Genomic DNA, 19,468 nt, shown 5'->3' with positions numbered 1-19,468 from the left:
GACATGAAAACAGGCGTCGTGCCTCTGGCGGTCCAATGTGGTCATATCAATATCATCTGAAGGGTGGTACCACCTCCCCGGCTCGAACGGGGGACCTCCTGATCCACAATCAGGCGCTCTAACCAACTGAGCTAAGGCGGCACTGAGGGCGATTTAATACAGGGGCGATGAGAGCGCAAGAGGCAAGCGGCAAGTTTTTTACCCCGAATGTGAAGAGATTTGCCGTCATGCTTGCGATCTTCTGCCCCGCCCGCGAGGTCCATCTGGAAGCCGCGAGTGCTTGCCATTACAGTGGCAGCAGGCTAGCAGAACCCGTCACCGCAAGCCCCATGACAGGAGTGCCGCATGAGCATCAACACCGAGCGCGACATCGAAGCCAATATGCAGATCGGCCCCACCGACGCAGGCATGGTCCGCATCTTCATCGAAGCCGACGGGATCGAAATCCCGATGGATTTTGATCCGGATGAGGCCAATGAAATCGCCGAAGAAATCATGGCCGCAGCCCAGGCAGCGCGCAGCCTCGATACCTGAGCCTCACGAACACCCGGCGGCGGGCTGACGCGCCCGCCCTGCCAACCGACGCGCCGCCAGCAATCAGGCGCCGCGCGCCTCGCTGTCCCATATCCCATCCATCCCCGGTCGCGGGTCGCGCAGCCGATGCAGGCGGCTGGCGGCGTCCATTGCGAATTTCTGAATCAGTTTCTTGCGACGGGCGGCGGGCAGTTTCTGTTCCGGCGCCATGCGGATGATCTCCGCGTCATAGTCATCGGCGATGATCAAACCGCTGTCGTCAGGCAACAGCTCATTCGGAAACGCCAGATCCACCGCCCAGAAATAGCGATCGCACCATTCAAGATAGCCCCGCCATTTGCTGTCGGACTGATAGTCGGCGCGGCTGGATTTGCACTCGACCACCCATAGCTCACCCTTGGGGCCAAGCGCCATGACATCGACCCGCAGACCACGGGCGGGAACGAATTCTTCGACCGTGACAAAACCAAGCGCCGCCATATGGCGGGCCACACCACGCGCGAGGCGCTGACCGGGGGCAAGATCCTGCATCATGGGGTCAATGTGAACAATTCATGAACAAATGACAAGACCATGGCGCAGGCACCTTGCAAACGCACTGGTCAGATATTGTATCAAAACAGCCTGCGGCCATGCCACATCCGCCACGGTCAGAGGGCCATGTCGAAAAGACGGCGGACGCCCCTTGTCTCTGCCTGCCCCGACGCCTAGTTAGAACGGAGGCGGGTTCTGCCCTTCTCGTGACAGGTAGCATTCCAGTGGCCTTAAGCAATTCCGAGGGAGCTGGCTCTGTTTGGACCCTGGTCCTTTTACCTGGCGCCCACCTGTACATACAGGTCCTCGGGAATCATAACCGCACGGTTGCCTGGTGGTCCCGCCGCATTCCACCACTGTTCTGGCTGACAAAAGAAAAGCCGCGCCTGAGGGGCACGGCTGACTGGGGGCTTGCTGGTCTGGACGTTTTGCGTCCAGATCTGCGGATCAGCGGCGCGGCAGCTGCCGAGAGGTTTTCTTGGCCAGAACGCGCACCGGGACCATCTCAGAGTGCATATCGGGGGTGATCCGCATCCCGCCGCGCGGGGTGTCTTCTTTCTGCGCCAGCGACATCACCGCATAGCCGAACTGCACCCCGGCAAAAACGATACCGTTCATGAACCACAGGATCGCAACCGCCAGAACGCCACTGTCCGATGTGCTGACCAGATGCCAGAGGTTCATCACGTTGAACCACAACAGCAGCCCGACAAAAGCTGCGGCAATGGCAAAGCCGATCACCACGTTGCGAATATAAAGACTCACCAGCTCTGGCATGGCATACCCTCCTGCTTCGGCCAAAACGGTAGCACTCTTTGCGACATGGTCCAGCGGCAATTGCCGGATCGGCGGGATTTGACGCATGTCGACCAGCATTTTACGGCAGTGTGCCGGCAGCCCGGCGGCAGACGAAAAAAGCGCGCCCATCGGGCACGCTTCTCGATCCTCGTTGCGCCACAGCAGCTGGCGCCTGTCGCAAGCCCCGGTCAGAAGCTCCCAGTCAGATTGCCCTGGTCAGAAGGCTTCGGGGCATGCCTCACGCGCCATATGGTCCAGAACGGCATTCACGAATTTCGGCTCCTTGCCCTCTGGAAAGAAGGCCCGCGCGATGTCGACGAACTCATTGATCACCACCTTGGGCGGTGTCTTGCCTGCCAGCATCTCAGAACCCGCAGCCCGGAACAGGGCGCGCAGCGTCGGGTCGATCCGTGCAATCGGCCATTTGGCCACCAGTGCGCGGTCGGTCATCTGGTCGATCTTGGCCTGATTATTGACTGCGCCCTCGATCAGCTTGCGAAAGCTTTTCGGATCGCCTTCTGCCATCTCATCGCCTTCGTAGACCGCCCCAAAACGGTGGTCCTCAAATTCGACGATGACCTTGTCGAAAGACAGGTTGCTATGTTCCATCTGAAACAGCGCCTGCACGGCATAGAGCCGCGACGCTGATTTCATTTTATGCTTGTCGCTGCCCTTGCGAGCGGCGCCCTGGCTTTCCGAAGTGGTCATACGGTGGTGGGTCCATTGTCTGAGTCGGCCAGTCTGATGGCCTCGGAAGGGGCTTTGAAGCCGACTCCCTTGGTTTGGGCGCCCCATTTACGCGTCAGCGCGATCAGATGCAAGGCCGCAGCCGCAGCACCGCCACCTTTGTTCTGATCCTTCACATCGGCGCGGACCTCCGCCTGCTTGCGGTTTTCCACCGTCAGGATGCCATTGCCGATGCACAGCCCCTGTAGCCCCATCAACTGAATCGCGCGGCTGCTGTCGTTGCAGACGGTTTCATAATGGGTTGTTTCGCCACGGATCACGCAGCCCAGAGCCACGTAGCCGTCGAAGTTAGAGCTGCGGTCGGCAATCGCGATCGCGGTCGGCACCTCCAGCGCACCCGGCACTTCGATCAGTTCGCAGGTGCCGCCGACGGCTTCGATCTCGGCCTGGGCGCCGGCCACCAGATTGTCGGCGATATCCTTGTAATAAGGCGCGACCACGATCAGCAGCTTGACCGGTTTGTCGAATGTCGGACGGTCCAGCGTATAGTGAGTTTCATGTGCAGCCATATCAAGCGTCCTTCAGAAGAGGTTTGGTGCCAACGATGCTCAGGCCGTAGGCGTCTAGTCCAACATAGGTGGTCGAGGGCGAATCCGTCAGCAATACCAGCTCATGCAGACCCATTTTGGACAGGATCTGCGCGCCCAGCCCGGTCTGCTTGATGGTGCGAGGGCCTTCGTCGTCCTGCGCATAGAGCGAATTGCGCGGCTCGCGGAACAGGCAGACGACGCCGCGCCCCTCGGCCGCGATCAGTTCCATCGCGCGCGGCAGCTGCCGGCCCGGTTTGGGACCAAGTCCCAGAAGATCCGTTGCCTCATGCAGCGCATGGGTGCGGGTCAGGACCGGTTCAGGGGTGGTGATATCGCCCTTGGTCATCACCACATGTTCAATGCCGTGGGTCTGGTCGGTAAACAGGCGCAGTTCCCAATCGCCACCGATTTCAGACGTGACGGTCTTGCGCGAGGTCTCCACCACCAGATTGTCGTTGCGCGCGCGGTAGGCAATCAGATCACTGATGGTGCCGATTTTAAGCCCGTGCGTCCGGGCAAAATCGACCAGCTCCGGCAGCCGCGACATGGTGCCATCCTCATTCATGATCTCGCAGATCACGCCCGAGGGGTTCAGACCAGCCAGACGAGAGATATCAACCGCCGCCTCGGTATGGCCTGCGCGCACCAGCACCCCCCCGCGTTTGGCCCGCAGCGGAAACACATGCCCCGGTGTCGCCAGCGCGGCCATCGTGTTGCTCTCGTCGATGGCCGCCGCCACGGTCAGCGCACGGTCGGCGGCGGAAATCCCGGTCGAGACACCTTCGCGGGCTTCGATCGACACGGTGAAAGCTGTTTCATGGCGCGAAGAATTGTTCACCGCCATCATCGGCAGCCCCAGCGCATCGACCCGCTCCGCCGTCATCGGAAGACAGATCAGACCGCGTCCGTGAGTCGCCATAAAGTTGATCGCCGCAGCATCCGCAAATTCGGCGGCAATCACCAGATCGCCCTCATTTTCGCGGTCCTCGTGATCGACCAGGATGAACATCCGCCCCTGACGGGCCTCTTCGATGATCTCTTCAATAAGGCTGATTGCGTCACGCAACTGGGCTTCAATCGGCCCCGGTGTTTCAAAGCTCATTCAGGCAACCTTTCGGTGGGCAGTCGTGGACAATGGTCAGTGCGACCTCCACAACCCCGAGCAAGGCCGTGGATACCCCAGCGGGATAGACCAGCCGCAGCGTAAATACCAGCCCCGCTTGCGGCAGCCCATGTTCCGGACGCGGCGTCGCGGTGGCGCGTTCCCCTGTCAGAGGCTGTTTCAGGGTCAGCGGTTGCGGCGGCAGATGGCCCCTTGCACAGGCACGACGCAGCCACGGCGAAGGTCAAACTGCGCCGCAAGATCAGCTCCCCTCGTCGCGGGAGATCGCTGACGCGTGCCGCCCCTGCGGCGCGCCACGCCCAACGCCTGAGACGGCATCCTCGATGCCGGGGAACGGGGGCGGGAGCCTTTTGCGACGCCCCAGGCAGACAGCCCCAGATTGCACGGGGGCGCGCGTGAAAGAGGCTCAGCCCTGCTCGTTCAGCCGGGCCACGTAACGGGCCAGCGTGTCGATCTCAAGATTCACCGCATCGCCAATCGCGACATCCCCCCAGGTCGTCACTTCCTTAGTGTGCGGGATGAAGTTGATGCCGAAATCACATCCGTCGACATCGTTCACAGTCAGCGAGGTGCCATTCAGCGCCACCGATCCCTTTGGCGCGATAAAGCGCGCCAGCTCCTGTGGCGCGCGCAGGGTCACGCGGGTGCTGTCCCCTTCATCGCGGATCTCCACCACCTCGGCCACGCCATCGACATGCCCCGACACGATATGGCCGCCCAGCTCATCACCGACCTTCAGCGCGCGTTCCAGATTGACGCGCTTGCCCAGGGTCCAGCCGTTGCCGCCGATATTGGTCTTGGACACGGTCTCGGCAGAGATCTGCACATCATACCAATCCTCCCCCAGTGCGATCACCGTCAGGCAGACACCATCAGAGGCGATCGAGGCCCCGATGTCGATGGTTGCAGTGTCATAGCCGGTCTTGATCCGCGCCCGCAGGTCGCCCTGCTGCTCCAGCTCGGTGATGATGCCGATATCGGTGACGATGCCTGTGAACATGGGCGGGCTCCTGCAGGTTGCATATGCGGTTATGGCCGTCTTGGTCGGCCGGCGCCTCTCTGGTAGCCATTGGACCGCCGCGCGGCAAGCCCCGCTGTTGCCGGATAGGCGCGCCCGGGTCGCTGTGGCGCAGAACAGGCCGCCACTGGGCTTGCCTCGCCCAGCCGCGCCAGCCTACCCTTGCGCGGAAAGATGGTTAAATCCGATTAGGGGTTAAGCCATTGTTTGTACAATCGGGATATATTCGGCCCATTATGCACAAGACCGACCATCCACAACGCTGCTTTTTGTTTCTGCAAGGGCCTCATGGCCCGTTCTTTGCCAGCCTGGCAGAGATGTTGCAGGCTGCGGGCTCAGACGTGTGGCGGGTGGGGTTCAACGCCGGCGATCAGGCGTTCTGGCGCGACCGGGCCAGCTACCTGCCCTATCGCGGCGCCCCACAGGATTGGCCCGCCCATCTGGACACGATGCTGGACGACAAGAAGATCACCGATCTGGTGCTCTACGGCGATACCCGCCCGATCCACGCCAAGGCGGTGAGCATCGCGCGGGGCCGCGGCATCCAGGTACATGTCTTCGAGGAAGGCTATCTGCGCCCCTATTGGGTCACCTATGAGCGGGACGGCTCCAACGGCAACTCGCGGCTGATGGACATGCCCGTGGAGCAAATGACCGCAGCGCTTGCGCTCTCCGATATGGAGGCGCCGCTGCCCCCTTCACATTGGGGCGATACCCGGCAACATGTCTTCTACGGCGCGCTTTACCACGGCTGTGTCATGCTGCTCAATCAGGGGTACCGCCAGTTCCGCCCGCATCGGGCGCTGCCGGTCACCCGCGAATTTCAGCTCTATCTGCGCCGCCTGCTGCTGATGCCAATTCAGGCGCTGGAACGCAGATTGGCGACCCGGCGCATCCGCAACGGCGGCTTTCCCTATCATCTGGCCCTGCTGCAACTGGAACATGACAGCGCCTTTCAGGAGCATTCCCCCTTTGCCAGCCTCACGGATTTCCTGACCGAGGTGTTCCAGGGCTTTGCCGAGGGCGCGCCGCGCCATCACCATCTGGTGGTCAAGGCGCATCCGCTGGAAGATGGCCGTGTTCCGATCCGGCCCGCGGTGCGCCAGCTGGCAAAACACTATGGGCTGGAACACCGCGTCCACTACGTGCGTGGCGGCAAGCTCGCCGCCCTCCTGAACGAGGCCCGCACAGCGGTCACAGTGAATTCAACGGCCGGCCAGCAGGTACTCTGGCGCGGCATCCCGCTGAAGGTGTTTGGCAAGGCGGTCTACGACAAGCCCGAATTTGTCTCCACCCAACCCCTGCCGGAGTTCTTTGCCGCGCCCGCACGACCGGACAATCGCGCCTACAAGGATTATCGCCGCTATCTTCTGGAAACCTCGCAGCTCCCCGGTGGCTTCTATTCCCGCAAGGGCCGCCGCCAGCTCCTGCGGCAGGTGGTGGATATGATGCTGGCGCCGGAGGACCCCTATCAGGCGCTGATCCAGGGGACAGCGGCACCGCGGCAACAGTTGCGTGTGGTGAACTGACGAGCCAGACCTCCAAGGCTGGATTTTTCCAAAACACTGCGCTAGCTTGGCCTTAAAACTTGAGGCAGAACAATAATAGGTCGAGGAGACCGAGCAGTGAAAACCGTTCCCTTGCAATGGGCGCGCCCGGTTGCGATTCTGGCCGCAGTCACGCTGGCAGCATCCTGCGGCCTGCCCCAGGTCGGCCCGAACAAGCGTCAGATCTATGCCGGTTCCGTGCAAAAAGAAGGCGATGCCTTCATTGTATCGGTCAATGATCGCGTGACCCGCGCCACCGCCGTTGTCCCGGCGCTTGGCTTTTCCGAAAGCTTCCGCAGCGCCGGTCAGCTGACCTCCGACGTGATCCGCCCCGGTGACGTTCTGGGCCTCACCGTCTGGGAAAACGTCGATGACGGGCTCTTGGCGGCAGAGGCCACCAATGCCACGGTGCTGGAAGAGGTGCAGGTCGACAGCGCCGGCTTTATCTTCGTGCCCTATGCCGGTCGGCTGCGCGCCTCAGGCAATACGCCGGATCAGCTGCGCCGCACCATCACCAAGAAACTCGAAGATCAGACCCCCGACCCGCAGGTTCAGGTCCGCCGCCTCGCAGGCGATGGCGCCACTGTCAGCCTGACCGGGGCTGTCGGAGGACAGGGGGTTTACGCGATCGAACGTCCGACACGGACGCTGGCCACCATGCTGGCCCGCGCCGGCGGCGTCGCGATTGAGCCGGAAAACGCCCAGATCACCGTTATTCGTGGTGCGGAGCGCGGCACCATCTGGTTCCAGGATCTGTTCAAACACCCCGAGCTGGACATCGCCCTGCGCGGCGGTGACAAGATCCTTGTGGAAGAGGACAGTCGCTCCTTTACTGCTTTGGGCGCAACCAGCGCGCAGGCGCGTGTCCCGTTTGAAAGCCAGAACCTGTCCGCACTTGAGGCCATCGCCCAGGTCGGCGGTCTGGTCTCCACCGCATCAGATCCGACAGGCGTCTTCGTCTTGCGCAATGAGCCTGCGGAAATTGCCAATCAGGTGCTCGGGCGCAACGATCTGATCGGGGCGCAGCGGCTGGTCTACGTGCTGAACCTGACCAAGCCCAACGGGTTGTTCGTGGCGCGCGACTTCGTGATCCGCGATGCCGACACGCTCTATGTGACCGAGGCTCCCTACGCCCAGTGGACCAAGACCATCTCGCTTCTGGCCAGCCCGCTGGCGCCGATCGCCAGCGTCGAAAGTTTGGCCAGCGGCGGCTGATGACATGACGGGAACAGACCCGACGACAAGGGCCGGGGGCATTCGCTCCCGGCTTTACTATTTCAACGCCGGTTTCCTGCGCCAGCGGCGGCTGCGGCGCATCCTGTCACTGGCGGGCTATGACCTGCGGCTGGGCAAGCCGACGGCAGAGGATCTTGTCGCGGTCTGGGGCAATGCCGATACCGCTCATCGTGGTCTGGCCGTGGCGGCGGCACAGGGCTGTGGCCTGCTGCGGGTCGAAGACGCGTTTCTGCGCTCGATCCATCCCGGCCGTGAGGGAGAGCCGCCGCTGGGCTTGCTGCTCGACCGGTCAGGGTTGCATTTCGATCCCGCCTCCCCCTCGGATCTGGAGCAGCTGCTGGCCACGCACCCGCTGGATGACAGCGCGCTGATGCGCCGCGCCCGGCGCGCGATTGCCCGGCTCCAGGACGCCCATCTGAGCAAATACAACGCCTATTCGCCAAACGCGCCGGTGCCGGAACCGGGTTATGTTCTGGTGATTGATCAGGCCCGCGGCGACGCCTCCGTCCGCGCATCCACCCCTCATGAAGGAACCGATCACGCGCGCTTTCAGGAGATGCTTTACTATGCGCAGGACGAACATCCCGGCGCCCGCATCATCATCAAATCCCATCCGGAGGACCGCGCAGGCCATCGCCCCGGTTACTATACCGCCGCAGACGCGCAGAGACGGGTCGAGATCCTTGATGCGCCGGTCTCGCCCTGGGCGCTGCTGGAGGGCGCCATCGCCGTTTATACCGTGTCTTCGCAGATGGGGTTCGAGGCCATCCTCTGCGGTCACAAACCCCGCGTTTTTGGTCAGCCCTTCTACGCGGGCTGGGGCCTCAGCGAGGATGAATTCCCGATCACCCGGCGCCAGCGCCGCCTGACCCGCGCGCAGCTGTTTGCGGCGGCGATGATCCTCTATCCGACCTGGTACAGCCCCTATCACGACCGGCTCTGCGAGCTGGAGGAGGTGATCGACGCGCTGGAGGCCGAAGCCCGCGCTTGGCAGCAGGATCGCGCAGGCTGGATCGCCTCAGGAATGCGGCTGTGGAAACGACGGCCGCTGCAACAGTTCTTTGGCCGCTACCGACGTCTGCGGTTTAGCGACCGCCCCAAGGTCGCGCGCGCCAGCGGGCGCAACTGGATGATCTGGGCCGGGCGCACCGGCACCGGGCAATCTCCGGGCGCCCATCGTGTCGAGGACGGGTTTCTGCGGTCCCGCGGGCTGGGGGCGGCGCTGGTGCCGCCACTGTCGCTGGTCGTCGACCGGCAGGGTATCTACTACGATCCGCATCAGCCCAGCGACCTGGAAGACCTGATCGCCGCCCGCGCGACCCTGACCGCCCAGCAGCAACAGCGCGCCGAGAACCTGACCCGGCGGCTGGTGCAGGACAGCCTGTCGAAATACAACCTCGGCGGAACGGTCCCGAACCTGCCCGAGGGGCACCGCATTCTCGTGGTCGGACAGGTGGCAGATGATGCCTCGGTCCGTCTGGGATGTGAGAAAATCGCAACCAATGCCGACCTGCTGCGGGCGGCCCGTGCGGCCAACCCGGACGCCGTGCTGATCTACAAGCCGCACCCGGATGTGGAGGCCGGGCTGCGCGACGGCAGCATCGCCGCCGAGGGGCTGGCGGATGTGGTCGTGCCCGACAGTGACCCGATGGCGCTTCTTGACATGGTGCATGAGGTCTGGACGATGACCTCGCTTCTGGGCTTTGAAGCGCTGCTGCGTGGGGTCAAGGTGACCACGGTTGGCGCACCGTTCTATGCGGGCTGGGGGCTGACCCGGGATCTGGGCGCGGTGCCCGTTGCCCGACGGCAGGCCCGCCCCTCCCTGATGGGGTTGGTCCATGCCGCGCTGATTGATTATCCGCGCTATGTGGATCCGGTCAGCGGCCTGCCCTGTCAGGTCGAACTGGTGGTGGAGCGGCTGGCGAAGGGCGATATTCCTGCCCCGGGCACCGCCACCCGGTCCCTGGCAAAGCTTCAGGGGCTATTCTCCACCTATGCGCATCTCTGGCGCTAGGCTGCTGCCATTAGGCAGCCTAGCCCAGTGAACGGGCCCAACGGTGCTGGATATCCGCCCCAACGGGACGCATGTCGATCAGATCAAAGCGCGGCGCATCGGCCAAACCCTTTAGGCCCATGCTGCCAATTGAGGACAGACCATCACCCCCGATGGCCAGCCCGGCAGTGAAGCCAATCAGCTCATCCACCAGATCCTGCGCCAGAAGCGAGGCTGCAAGCGCGCTGCCGCCTTCGCAGAAGACGCGTGTCAGACCCGCCTGCCCCAGCTGCTGCAAGACATCAGCCGCATCCAGCTGCTGACCCTCTGCGGCGCAGGGCAGCAACCGCGCGCCCAGCCCTTCCCAGGCGCGCAGGCGCTCAGCATCGGCGCCGGTCCCATGGCAGATCCAGACCGGGATATTGCGTGCACTGCGTGCCAGCTGCCCCATCAGCGGCAGGTCGAGATGTCGCGAAATCACCACCCGCACGGGCTGACGGCTCACCCCAAGATCCCGCACGGTCAGTGACGGGTCATCCGCACGGGCAGTCCCACCACCCACCATCACCGCATCATGGCGTGCCCGCATCGCGTGGACGGCACGGCGGGCCTCGGGTCCGGTGATCCATTTGCTCTCGCCCGCAGCGGTGGCAATACGGCCATCAAAGCTGCTCGCAAGCTTCAGCGTCACAAAGGGGCGGCCTTGTTCCGTCTTCAGAAAAAACCCGGCATGATCCCGCGCTGCCGCGTCCGAGCACACCCCGGTGGTGACCTCGATACCGGCATCGCGCAGCATCGCAAACCCGTGGCCTGAAACCCGTGGATCACTATCTTCCATGGCCGCCACCACCCGCGCCACGCCAGCGTCGATCAGGGCCTGAGCACAGGGAGGTGTCTTACCGGTATGGGAACAGGGTTCCAGCGAGACATAGGCGGTAGCGCCGCGCGCCAGTGCACCGGCCTGGCGCAATGCCTCGGTCTCCGCATGAGGGCGGCCCCCCGGCTGGGTCCAGCCCCGGCCGACAATGCGGCCTTTGCGCACGATCACACAGCCGACAGCCGGGTTCGGCCAGCATTGCCCCTGCCCCCGTCGTCCCAGCGACAGGGCCAGCGACATATAGCGCGTATCCCCAGCCCGCATCCGTCCGGAGGCGTTCACTCTTCCGGCGCCTCCGGCGGGCGCAGCTCGTGAACGAAATCCTCAAAATCATCCGCCGCCTGAAAGTTCTTGTAAACACTGGCAAAGCGGACGTAGGCCACGGTATCTATACGGGCCAGCGCCTCCATCACGATTTCACCGATCTTCTTGGACGGGATATCGGTCTCACCCATGCTCTCCAAGCGCCGCACGATGCCCGAGATCATCTGATCTATGCGTTCCGGTTCAATCGGGCGTTTCTGCATGGAAATGCGGATCGAGCGCTCCAGCTTGTCGCGGTCGAAATCTTCACGTTTGCCATTGGTCTTGATCACCACGAGGTCACGCAGCTGCACCCGCTCATAGGTGGTGAAACGGCCACCACAGGCCGGGCAGAACCGGCGCCGCCGGATCGAAACGTGATCCTCAGCAGGGCGCGAGTCCTTTACTTGGGTGTCGATATTTCCGCAAAACGGGCAGCGCATCAGCTGTCCCCCCTGTTCCAGTCCGCCGGTCAACCGGACGCCGCTGCGCCCTTATCCACAACTATATGGCAGCCTCTAGGGTTTGGGTAGAGGTGAATTAAGACCACAAGATGCCGGGGCTTAAACCAAATGCGCGATCACCCTGCGGCTGTGCGCTGCGTCGCGATGCTCGAACAGGTAGATGCCCTGCCAGGTGCCCAAGGCAGGCCGCCCGGCGGTCACCGGGATCGACAGGCTGACAGGCAGGATCGCCGCCTTGATATGGGCAGGCATATCGTCTGGCCCCTCATAGGTGTGGCGCAGATAGGCCATCGACGGATCGGACGCGGGCGGCACCAGACGCGACAGATAAGCGAGGAGATCGCCCTGCACCTCCGGATCGGCGTTTTCCTGGATCAGCAGCGAACAGGAGGTGTGCCGGACAAAAAGCGTCAGCAGCCCGGCGTCGCAGTGTGCGCGCGATACCCAGTCCACAATCTGATCGGTGATTTCATACAGCCCCTGCCCGCGGGTGGAGACCGTGAACTCTGCCTGCATGGATCACCTCGATGCCCAAACTTCTGCCCGGCTATCAGTTACGGCTGCGAAAGGGGAAAATCCAGTCTTCGCATTTGCCATAGGCCGCATTGGCACGAAACGCATAGCCGGGCGTCAGGATATCACCGGTCCAGTTGCCGGTGAATGGCGTCACCCCGGCGGCGGCCGGATCCAAGGTGAACCGCACGGCGGAGCGTGCACCGGTGGTGCTGCTGGCCCCGATGCCGTCGACGGCGTAGATCTTTGTCTGCCAGGGCAATCCGAGCGATTTGCGCACATAATCTCCGGCGGCACACCAGTAGTCGGATTTCAGCGCCCCGGCCCGTCCGATCACCTCAAACTGACTCGCCCCCGCGGGCACGACCTCCAGCCGGTTAATCGCACGAAAGGCGGATGCCGGCACCGCCAGCGCCAGAAGGCCAAGTCCAACACCCACAACGGCGAGTGCCGTCCGGCGTGGTCCAGCCCGACGGCCCCTGGAGATCTGACGCGCTCTGCGGGATTTGAAACTGCGAAAGCCGGTCATGATGAACCTCGCCGATTGCGAATGAGGGCACCGGTCAAAAGCGAACAAAGGCGGTAGTGCACTGGTGATCGGCCTCCTGAACGCTGAGCCGGTCACCAACGCGATAGGCATTTGTCCGTTTCAGCCAACTGTCGGGACGATCACTTGCAACCGGGCTCAGGCTGAAATGCACGGTGGATTTACGGTTCACGGCGACGCCCTCGCCGACACCCCGCGCGACATAGATGCTCTGCCCCCAGTCGGCACCAAGCGCGCGGCGCGCGTAGTCCGCCGCGCCACACCAGAATGCCGAGCGCACTGCGCCCTGCGGCGGGACCACTTCGAAACTGCCGTCAGGAAGAGCAAAGACACGCGCCTGATCGACGGTCACATGACCGGTCGGGGTTGCTTCGGCGCAGGCTGACAGCGCAAGCGCCGCCGCAATAGTCACAGAAAATAGTCGCATGATGCCTATCCTTGATGAGTAATTCAGCCCGCGGCTCTGAGGATGCGCGCGCAAGCTGACCTGCGATCTGCGCGAAGCCCACAGGTTAGAGATAGAGGGCCACCGGCAGGATTCCAGATACCGCCGACCACGGCCAGTCACAACTGTTCACATTCAACGCTGCCGAAACAGGCCCATCACCTGCGCAACCAATCGGGCACTCGCCGCGTTGAGCGGTCAAACAACCACAAGACAGAGGATCCTCCCATGGCTCAGAAAACCCTGTTCATCACCGGCGCATCCAGCGGCATCGGCGCAGCAACCGCGCGTGCGGCCCACAAGGCAGGCTGGAACGTCGGCCTGTTCGCCCGGTCCGAAGACAAGCTCAACAGCCTCGCCGAGGAACTGGGCGACGGCGCCCTGGCCTTGCCGGGAGATGCCACCAAATTCGAGGATCAGGTCGCCGCCCTACAGCATCTGCGCGACAGTTTCGGCCAGATCGACGCAGCCTTTGCCAATGCCGGGACCGGTCTCAACACTCCCGGGACGGAAAACGGCGCCCCCTCAGAATGGCATGACATGGTTCATATCAACATCATGGCCCTGCTCTACACGGCAAAAGCCGCTATCCCGCATCTGAAACCGCAGAAAGGACACATCGTGCTAACCGGTTCGGCGGCAGGGCGGGTGCATATCCCCGGCTCCATCTATGGCGCCTCAAAATGGTTCGTCCATGGCTATGGCGGCAATCTGGCCGAAGAGATGAAGGACTGGGGCGGGCGCTGTACCGTGGTTGCGCCGGGGATGGTGGACACCGCGTTCTTCGACGAAGCCAAGCCCGACAAGCTCCAGCCCGAAGACGTGGCCGATGCCGTTGTCTTTGCGCTGGAGGCCGACCCGCGTAATGCCGTGCGGGAGGTCTTCCTGATGCCGACCGGCTGAGGCCGCACGCGCCGCAGCACTGCCGGGAAGTAACGCCCATAAAAACATCCGGAAGGGTCACCCCTTCCGGATGTGTCACCTCAGGCGCGGTGACGCGGCGGTGCCTATGGCCCGCTCAATGACGTCGGTCGGTGGGAAACGGAATAATTTCAGCTGTTTGCCCTTCGGTTAGGGCGGTCGCCAGCACCTCCAGAACATCTGGATCTGCGGCATCTCCTGCGCCCTCACCAAAGCACTGGCAGGCGCGGTCCATCAACATCGCCCGGGCAGCAGGGGCTTCCATCTGTTCCAGCAGGGCGCGATCTTTGCGCATGATTTCGACAAGAAAGGCATTCGCCTTGGTCAGCGCGCTGAGCGAGCGGAGCTTGTCGTCCAGCACATTAAGTGCCTCGTTCAAATTCGAATGATGCGCCATTGGACCCCTCCGATCTCGCAAAGTTAACATATTGGTAACTTAGGTATTCGCGGCCCAAAAACAATTGCTGACTGTTAGGAATGGTTAACAACGCCACCCAGACAGGCGGGCCGGTCTGCGACGGGCTGGACCCGCAAAATCCATGCCGAACCGCCCCCTGCTGCAAGGCACACAGCAAAAAGGCGCCCCACCGGGGCGCCTGTTCGGTTCGGATATCAACTGCCGCATTACTGGTCGAGGAAGCTGCGCAGTTTGCGAGACCGGCTCGGGTGCTTGAGCTTGCGCAGCGCCTTCGCCTCGATCTGGCGGATCCGCTCGCGGGTCACGCTGAACTGCTGGCCCACCTCTTCCAGCGTGTGGTCGGTGTTCATGCCGATGCCAAAACGCATCCGCAGAACCCGCTCCTCACGCGGGGTGAGCGAAGCCAGCACGCGGGTGGTGGTTTCCTTGAGGTTTTCCTGAATGGCGCTGTCGAGCGGCAGCACGGCATTCTTGTCCTCGATGAAATCGCCCAGCTGGCTGTCTTCCTCGTCCCCGATCGGGGTTTCGAGAGAGATCGGCTCCTTGGCGATTTTCATCACCTTGCGGACCTTTTCCAGCGGCATCTGGAGCTTTTCTGCCAGTTCTTCCGGCGTCGGCTCGCGGCCGATTTCATGCAGCATCTGGCGGCCGGTGCGGACCAGCTTGTTGATCGTCTCGATCATATGGACCGGAATACGAATGGTCCGGGCCTGATCCGCGATGGAGCGGGTGATCGCCTGACGGATCCACCAGGTCGCATAGGTCGAGAACTTGTAACCGCGGCGGTATTCGAATTTATCCACCGCCTTCATCAGGCCGATGTTGCCTTCCTGAATGAGGTCAAGGAACTGCAGGCCGCGGTTGGTGTATTTCTTGGCGATCGAGATCACCAGACGCAGGTTGGCCTCAACCATTTCCTTCTTCGCCTGACGGGCTTCTTTCTCACCCTTCTGGACCTGCTGCACGATGCGGCGGAATTCAGAGATGTCGAGACCGACATACTGACCGACCTGCGCCATATCGGCGCGCAGCTCTTCGACCTTGTCGGTGGAACGTTCGACAAACATCTGCCAGCCCCGTCCCGGCTTGTCCGCCATATCGGCCAGCCAGTTCGGATCCAGCTCGCGGCCACGGTAGGCATCCACGAACTCGCGACGGTTGATACGGGCCTGATCCGCCAGTTTCACCATCGAGCTGTCGATCTGCATGACACGGCGGTTGATGCCATAAAGCTGGTCGATCAGCGCTTCGATCCGGTTGTTGTGCAGGTGCAACTCGTTGACCAGCAGAACAATTTCAGACCGCAGAGACTGATAGATCTGCTCATCCTGCGCGCTGAAAGAGCCATCTTCGTTCAGGGTGGCCGAAATTCGGCTGTCCTGCATTTCGCTCAGCTGTGCATAGTCGGAGGAGATCTGTTCCAGCGTGGTCAGCACCTTGTCCTTCAGCGCTGCTTCCATCGCGGCAAGGGACATGTTGGCCTGATCGTCCTCGTCCTCGTCGTCGTCCGATGCAATCGGGTTGCCGTCAGCGTCGAGCTCTGGACCGGTGTCTTTCGCCACAGGTTTGCTCGCGGCAACGACAGAGGTATCCACCACCGGCTCGCCAACTTCACCGTCTTCGTCCAGCTGGTTGCCGAACGTCGCCTCGAGGTCGATCACATCGCGCAGCAGAATGTCTTCGGACAGAAGTTCGTCATGCCAGATGGTGATCGCCTGAAAGGTCAGCGGGCTCTCGCAGAGACCGGCGATCATCGTGTTGCGGCCAGCTTCGATCCGCTTGGCGATGGCGATCTCGCCTTCGCGGCTCAGCAGTTCGACCGATCCCATTTCGCGCAGATACATGCGCACAGGGTCGTCGGTGCGGTCCAGCTTTTCAGCTGCCGCGCCAGCCACCGCCACTTCGCGGTTGCTGTCGGTGGTCACCAGATCGGTCGAGCCCTTCTGCTCTTCCTCTTCGGCTTCCTCATCTTCGATGATGTTGATGCCCATTTCGGAGAGCATCGACATCACGTCCTCGATCTGCTCCGAGCTTACCTGATCCGGCGGCAGGACCTGATTGAGCTGATCATAGGTGATGTAACCCTTCTCGCGCGCTTCGGCGATCATCTTCTTGACCTGAGCCTGGCTCATGTCGAGAGAGATTTCGGGCTCCTGATCGTCAGGTTTGCGGTCGTCGGTATCTTTGGCGGCCATTCAATGCTCCTCGTCGGGGCTGGGGCGATTCGGTTTCGCGAATCATTATCGCGATCCGCTGATTCGTCACCCGGTTTACCCGTTTTTCTTTCGCTCTTCCTTAGCAAAACGACCTGACTGCGGCGCAGCGGTCACTTCTTGGAGTAGCCAATTCGTTCCAAAAGGGCTCCGAAAGCGTCGCGCTCCTCACGGTTCAGACGCGCTCCGTTCTCCCCCACATCATATTGCGCTCGGTCTTCGTTCTCACTGCGCACGGCTTTGTTGCGCGCTTCGGCAGCCTGTCCCAGCCGCCATGTCACAGCCTCATCAGCCAGCCCGTCCAGATCCTCTTCCGCCTCGGCCAGCTCTGCATCCAGGCCCCGGCTTGCCTCCAGCTTGGCAAATTCCTCCGCCAGGGTCAGGCTGGCGATTTCCACATCGCCGGGACGACGCAGACAGGGGCTGATTGCCACATGGCGAAGCGCAAAGAGGTTTTCAAGGGCATGGCTGCCGGCAGCCTGTGCAATTTCCTCTTTCAGCCGTTCAGGCGCATCGACACCATGACGCAGCACCAGATCGCGCATCAGCGCGTGATCCGAGCCGACACAGGCCATACGTTCCAGATTGACCTCATATTTTGCAATCACCGCCGGTGTGGTGATCACCGTCGCCAGAATCACTGCCTCACGGACGCGCACCAGCGCTTCCTCGCTGCCGCCAGCAAGCAGCGAATTACGGGTCGTCTCCAGCGGCTGTGGTGGGGCGTTCTTGCCGCGCCAGGGCATCCGGGCACCATCGCGGAAACCACCAGCCTTGCGGAATTTTCCAGCGCTGTAATTGCCCTGATTGCCCGCCTGAGCCGGGGTGACGGGCGGCGGCGGCGCCTCATAACCGGGATCAAATCCACTGTCGTAGCCCGGATCGTAGCCGCTATCATAATCGCCATAATCGCCGCCAAAGTCGGGATCGCCCGCAGCTCCAAAGCCCGGATCAAAGCTTGGCCCCGGATCAAAACCGGTATCAAACCCCGGATCCGGCAGCGCATCGAACCCGGCGTCCAGCCCCGGTGCCGCTGTCGCTTCGCGCGGGCGGCCGCCGCGAAACAGCTGCCAGCGCAGATCCTGCAGATCCTCGCCATAGTGGCGGCGGATCGAGGGATCGCGGATCAGCCGGATCTTGTCGCGCAGCGCCTTGTCCAGCGCGGCCTTGCGCTCGGGGCTGTCGAAAACCTTGCCTTCCGTTTCGCGCTGCCACAGCAGCCGCACCATCGGCATCGCCTGATCAAGCACCCTCTGCACCGCCTCCGGCCCTTCGGCTCGGATCAGGTCATCGGGGTCCTTGCCCTCGGGCATCAGCGCAAACCGCAGGGATTTCCCCGCCTCAAGCAAGGGCAATGCCAGATCAATCAGCCGCATCGCCGCGCGCAGACCAGCAGTATCGCCGTCCAGCGCGATGATCGGCTCATCCGCAATGCGCCACAGCATCTGGAGCTGGTTTTCGGTGATCGCAGTGCCCAGAGGCGCCACCGCCGCCTCAAATCCGCCCTCTGCAAGGGCGATCACATCCATGTAGCCTTCGGCGACCAGCAGCTGGCCGGATTTCCCCGACGCGGTGCGCGCAGGCCCGTGATTGTAAAGGCTGCGCCCCTTGTCAAACAGCGCGGTCTCCGGCGAGTTCAGATATTTTGCATTGTCGCGCGGATCCATGGCTCGGCCGCCAAAGGCGATCGCCCGCCCGCGCGCATCGCGGATTGGAAACATGATCCGGTTGCGAAAGGTGTCATAGGGCTTGCCGCCTTTGTTCGAGGGTTTGGCCAGCCCCGCACCCATGATCAGCTCTTCCGGCACACCCTTGCCGCGCAGCGCGTCCCATAGGTTCTGCCAGCCGTCAGGGGCGAAGCCGATCTCCCAGCGTTCCAGGGCCTGACCCGTCAGCCCGCGCCGCGCCAGATAGCTGCGCGCAGCCTCACCCGACCGCGTGTTGAGCTGAAGGCGGAAAAACCGCACCGCCTGTTCCATCACCTCGGCCAACTGGGCCCGGTGGTCCTGCTTCTGCTGGGCCTTGGGGTCGCGGGCGGGCATTTCCATCCCCGCCTCCTGCGCCAGGATCTGCACCGCCTCCATGAAGCCGACGTTCTCGGTCTCCTGCACGAATTTCAGCGCATCCCCTTTGGCATGACAGCCAAAGCAGTAATAGAACCCCTTGCGGTCATCGACATGGAAACTGGCGGATTTTTCATGGTGGAAGGGGCATGGCGCCCACATGTCGCCCTTGCCCTGGTTCGATTTTCGCTGATCCCACATGACCTTGCGCCCGACAACCTGAGAGAGGCTGACGCGAGTGCGCAATTCATCAAGGAAACCGGGGGGAAGCGACATCTCAGTTGCTCTGCAACTGCTTCTGCATCTTCTGGATCTGATCCCAATTCGCCAGACATTGCTGCTCCAGCAGCGCGCCGAAGTCATTGTCGCGCAGATCGCGCTTGCGCAGACTGTAGATATGCGCGGTCAGCTGCGGAATGGCTTTGCTGTACTGCTCGGGCCAGGCGGGATCACTGTCCAGAATCGTCTGGGCAACATCGGCCTGTTTCACACGGTCCAGCCGCGCCTGCTGCACGGCCGCCATGACCTGCCCTTGATACTTGCAGCTTTCTTCTTTTTTTTCAGCAGCATAGGCTGGCGCGGCCAGCAAAGCTGCAACAAGGGCAAGACGGATCATACACTTGGCTCCCGGAATCAGTTGGTGA

Annotated in this window: 20 protein-coding genes and 1 tRNA gene; 5 read left to right on the top strand and 16 right to left on the bottom strand. The window is 62.5% G+C overall.

What is annotated here, in order from left to right:
* Window positions 1-64 precede the first annotated feature (64 nt).
* Window positions 65-141 (bottom strand) — tRNA-His (locus tag VWY34_RS08745).
* A 204-nt stretch (window positions 142-345) separates the two neighbouring features.
* Here VWY34_RS08745 and VWY34_RS08740 point away from each other — a divergent pair.
* On the top strand, window positions 346-534 hold the full coding sequence (locus VWY34_RS08740) for a DUF6324 family protein (protein ID WP_340544989.1): 189 nt from the start codon (window positions 346-348) through the stop codon (window positions 532-534).
* A gap of 63 nt (window positions 535-597) precedes the next feature.
* On the opposite strand, the gene VWY34_RS08735 is transcribed toward VWY34_RS08740, so the two are convergent.
* From VWY34_RS08735 to VWY34_RS08710, 6 genes are all read right to left on the bottom strand, one after another.
* Window positions 598-1,068 (bottom strand): MmcB family DNA repair protein, encoded by a 471-nt coding sequence (locus VWY34_RS08735; RefSeq protein WP_416538354.1) that lies wholly within the window; start codon window positions 1,066-1,068, stop codon window positions 598-600.
* A 447-nt stretch (window positions 1,069-1,515) separates the two neighbouring features.
* Window positions 1,516-1,845 carry a hypothetical protein gene (locus VWY34_RS08730; protein ID WP_416544098.1) on the bottom strand — a complete coding sequence of 110 codons (330 nt, stop codon included), beginning with the start codon at window positions 1,843-1,845 and terminating at the stop codon, window positions 1,516-1,518.
* 237 nt (window positions 1,846-2,082) lie between these two features.
* A complete protein-coding gene (nusB, locus tag VWY34_RS08725; RefSeq protein ID WP_416538353.1) occupies window positions 2,083-2,574 on the bottom strand; it encodes a transcription antitermination factor NusB in 492 nt (163 codons plus the stop codon).
* Window positions 2,571-3,122: a 6,7-dimethyl-8-ribityllumazine synthase gene (locus VWY34_RS08720; RefSeq protein WP_416538352.1), complete on the bottom strand. Its 552-nt coding sequence runs from the start codon at window positions 3,120-3,122 to the stop codon at window positions 2,571-2,573. Before VWY34_RS08720 ends, nusB begins: the two co-directional genes overlap by 4 nt.
* A 1-nt stretch (window position 3,123) precedes the next feature.
* On the bottom strand, window positions 3,124-4,245 hold the full coding sequence (ribB, locus tag VWY34_RS08715) for a 3,4-dihydroxy-2-butanone-4-phosphate synthase (protein WP_416544097.1): 1,122 nt from the start codon (window positions 4,243-4,245) through the stop codon (window positions 3,124-3,126).
* A gap of 427 nt (window positions 4,246-4,672) precedes the next feature.
* Window positions 4,673-5,266, bottom strand: coding sequence for a riboflavin synthase (locus tag VWY34_RS08710; protein ID WP_416539322.1), 594 nt, complete (start codon window positions 5,264-5,266; stop codon window positions 4,673-4,675).
* A gap of 254 nt (window positions 5,267-5,520) precedes the next feature.
* Here VWY34_RS08710 and VWY34_RS08705 point away from each other — a divergent pair, with 254 nt between their 5' ends.
* From VWY34_RS08705 to VWY34_RS08695, 3 genes are all read left to right on the top strand, one after another.
* Complete coding sequence (locus VWY34_RS08705) at window positions 5,521-6,813, top strand: capsule biosynthesis protein (RefSeq protein WP_416544096.1); 1,293 nt, start codon at window positions 5,521-5,523, stop codon at window positions 6,811-6,813.
* 96 nt (window positions 6,814-6,909) lie between these two features.
* Window positions 6,910-8,046 (top strand): polysaccharide biosynthesis/export family protein, encoded by a 1,137-nt coding sequence (locus tag VWY34_RS08700; RefSeq protein WP_340544981.1) that lies wholly within the window; start codon window positions 6,910-6,912, stop codon window positions 8,044-8,046.
* Window positions 8,047-8,050: 4 nt separating this feature from the next.
* Window positions 8,051-10,081, top strand: coding sequence for a capsular polysaccharide biosynthesis protein (locus VWY34_RS08695; RefSeq protein WP_416544095.1), 2,031 nt, complete (start codon window positions 8,051-8,053; stop codon window positions 10,079-10,081).
* Window positions 10,082-10,100: 19 nt separating this feature from the next.
* Here the strand turns inward: VWY34_RS08695 and ribD are convergent, their stop codons facing one another.
* The 5 genes from ribD to VWY34_RS08670 form a co-directional block, all read right to left on the bottom strand.
* Complete coding sequence (gene ribD, locus VWY34_RS08690) at window positions 10,101-11,177, bottom strand: bifunctional diaminohydroxyphosphoribosylaminopyrimidine deaminase/5-amino-6-(5-phosphoribosylamino)uracil reductase RibD (protein WP_416540797.1); 1,077 nt, start codon at window positions 11,175-11,177, stop codon at window positions 10,101-10,103.
* 38 nt (window positions 11,178-11,215) lie between these two features.
* Window positions 11,216-11,683: a transcriptional regulator NrdR gene (nrdR, locus tag VWY34_RS08685; RefSeq protein ID WP_340544979.1), complete on the bottom strand. Its 468-nt coding sequence runs from the start codon at window positions 11,681-11,683 to the stop codon at window positions 11,216-11,218.
* 120 nt (window positions 11,684-11,803) lie between these two features.
* Window positions 11,804-12,220, bottom strand: a complete 417-nt coding sequence (locus tag VWY34_RS08680; protein ID WP_416540467.1) for a secondary thiamine-phosphate synthase enzyme YjbQ — start codon at window positions 12,218-12,220, stop codon at window positions 11,804-11,806.
* Between the two features lie 34 nt (window positions 12,221-12,254).
* Window positions 12,255-12,746 carry a hypothetical protein gene (locus tag VWY34_RS08675; RefSeq protein WP_416544094.1) on the bottom strand — a complete coding sequence of 164 codons (492 nt, stop codon included), beginning with the start codon at window positions 12,744-12,746 and terminating at the stop codon, window positions 12,255-12,257.
* A gap of 34 nt (window positions 12,747-12,780) precedes the next feature.
* Entirely contained in the window at window positions 12,781-13,191 is a 411-nt protein-coding gene (locus tag VWY34_RS08670; protein WP_416544093.1) for a hypothetical protein, read from the bottom strand.
* Window positions 13,192-13,437: 246 nt separating this feature from the next.
* Between VWY34_RS08670 and VWY34_RS08665 the strand changes: the two genes are divergently transcribed.
* A complete protein-coding gene (locus VWY34_RS08665; protein WP_416544092.1) occupies window positions 13,438-14,112 on the top strand; it encodes an SDR family oxidoreductase in 675 nt (224 codons plus the stop codon).
* 115 nt (window positions 14,113-14,227) lie between these two features.
* Here VWY34_RS08665 and VWY34_RS08660 read toward each other — a convergent pair whose 3' ends face one another.
* The 4 genes from VWY34_RS08660 to VWY34_RS08645 form a co-directional block, all read right to left on the bottom strand.
* Window positions 14,228-14,527, bottom strand: coding sequence for a hypothetical protein (locus tag VWY34_RS08660; RefSeq protein ID WP_416539316.1), 300 nt, complete (start codon window positions 14,525-14,527; stop codon window positions 14,228-14,230).
* A gap of 227 nt (window positions 14,528-14,754) precedes the next feature.
* Complete coding sequence (gene rpoD / locus VWY34_RS08655) at window positions 14,755-16,743, bottom strand: RNA polymerase sigma factor RpoD (protein ID WP_416544091.1); 1,989 nt, start codon at window positions 16,741-16,743, stop codon at window positions 14,755-14,757.
* 131 nt (window positions 16,744-16,874) lie between these two features.
* Complete coding sequence (gene dnaG / locus VWY34_RS08650; protein WP_416544090.1) at window positions 16,875-19,100, bottom strand: DNA primase; 2,226 nt, start codon at window positions 19,098-19,100, stop codon at window positions 16,875-16,877.
* Window position 19,101: 1 nt separating this feature from the next.
* On the bottom strand, window positions 19,102-19,440 hold the full coding sequence (locus VWY34_RS08645; RefSeq protein ID WP_416534801.1) for a hypothetical protein: 339 nt from the start codon (window positions 19,438-19,440) through the stop codon (window positions 19,102-19,104).
* Window positions 19,441-19,468: the final 28 nt, after the last annotated feature.

The organism is Phaeobacter sp. JH20_02 (assembly GCF_048056915.1).
In the GTDB taxonomy this organism is placed as follows: Bacteria; Pseudomonadota; Alphaproteobacteria; order Rhodobacterales; family Rhodobacteraceae; genus Phaeobacter; species Phaeobacter bryozoorum.
The sequence above is the reverse complement of the archived record's forward strand: the minus strand, read 5'-3'. Positions and strand labels throughout refer to the sequence as shown.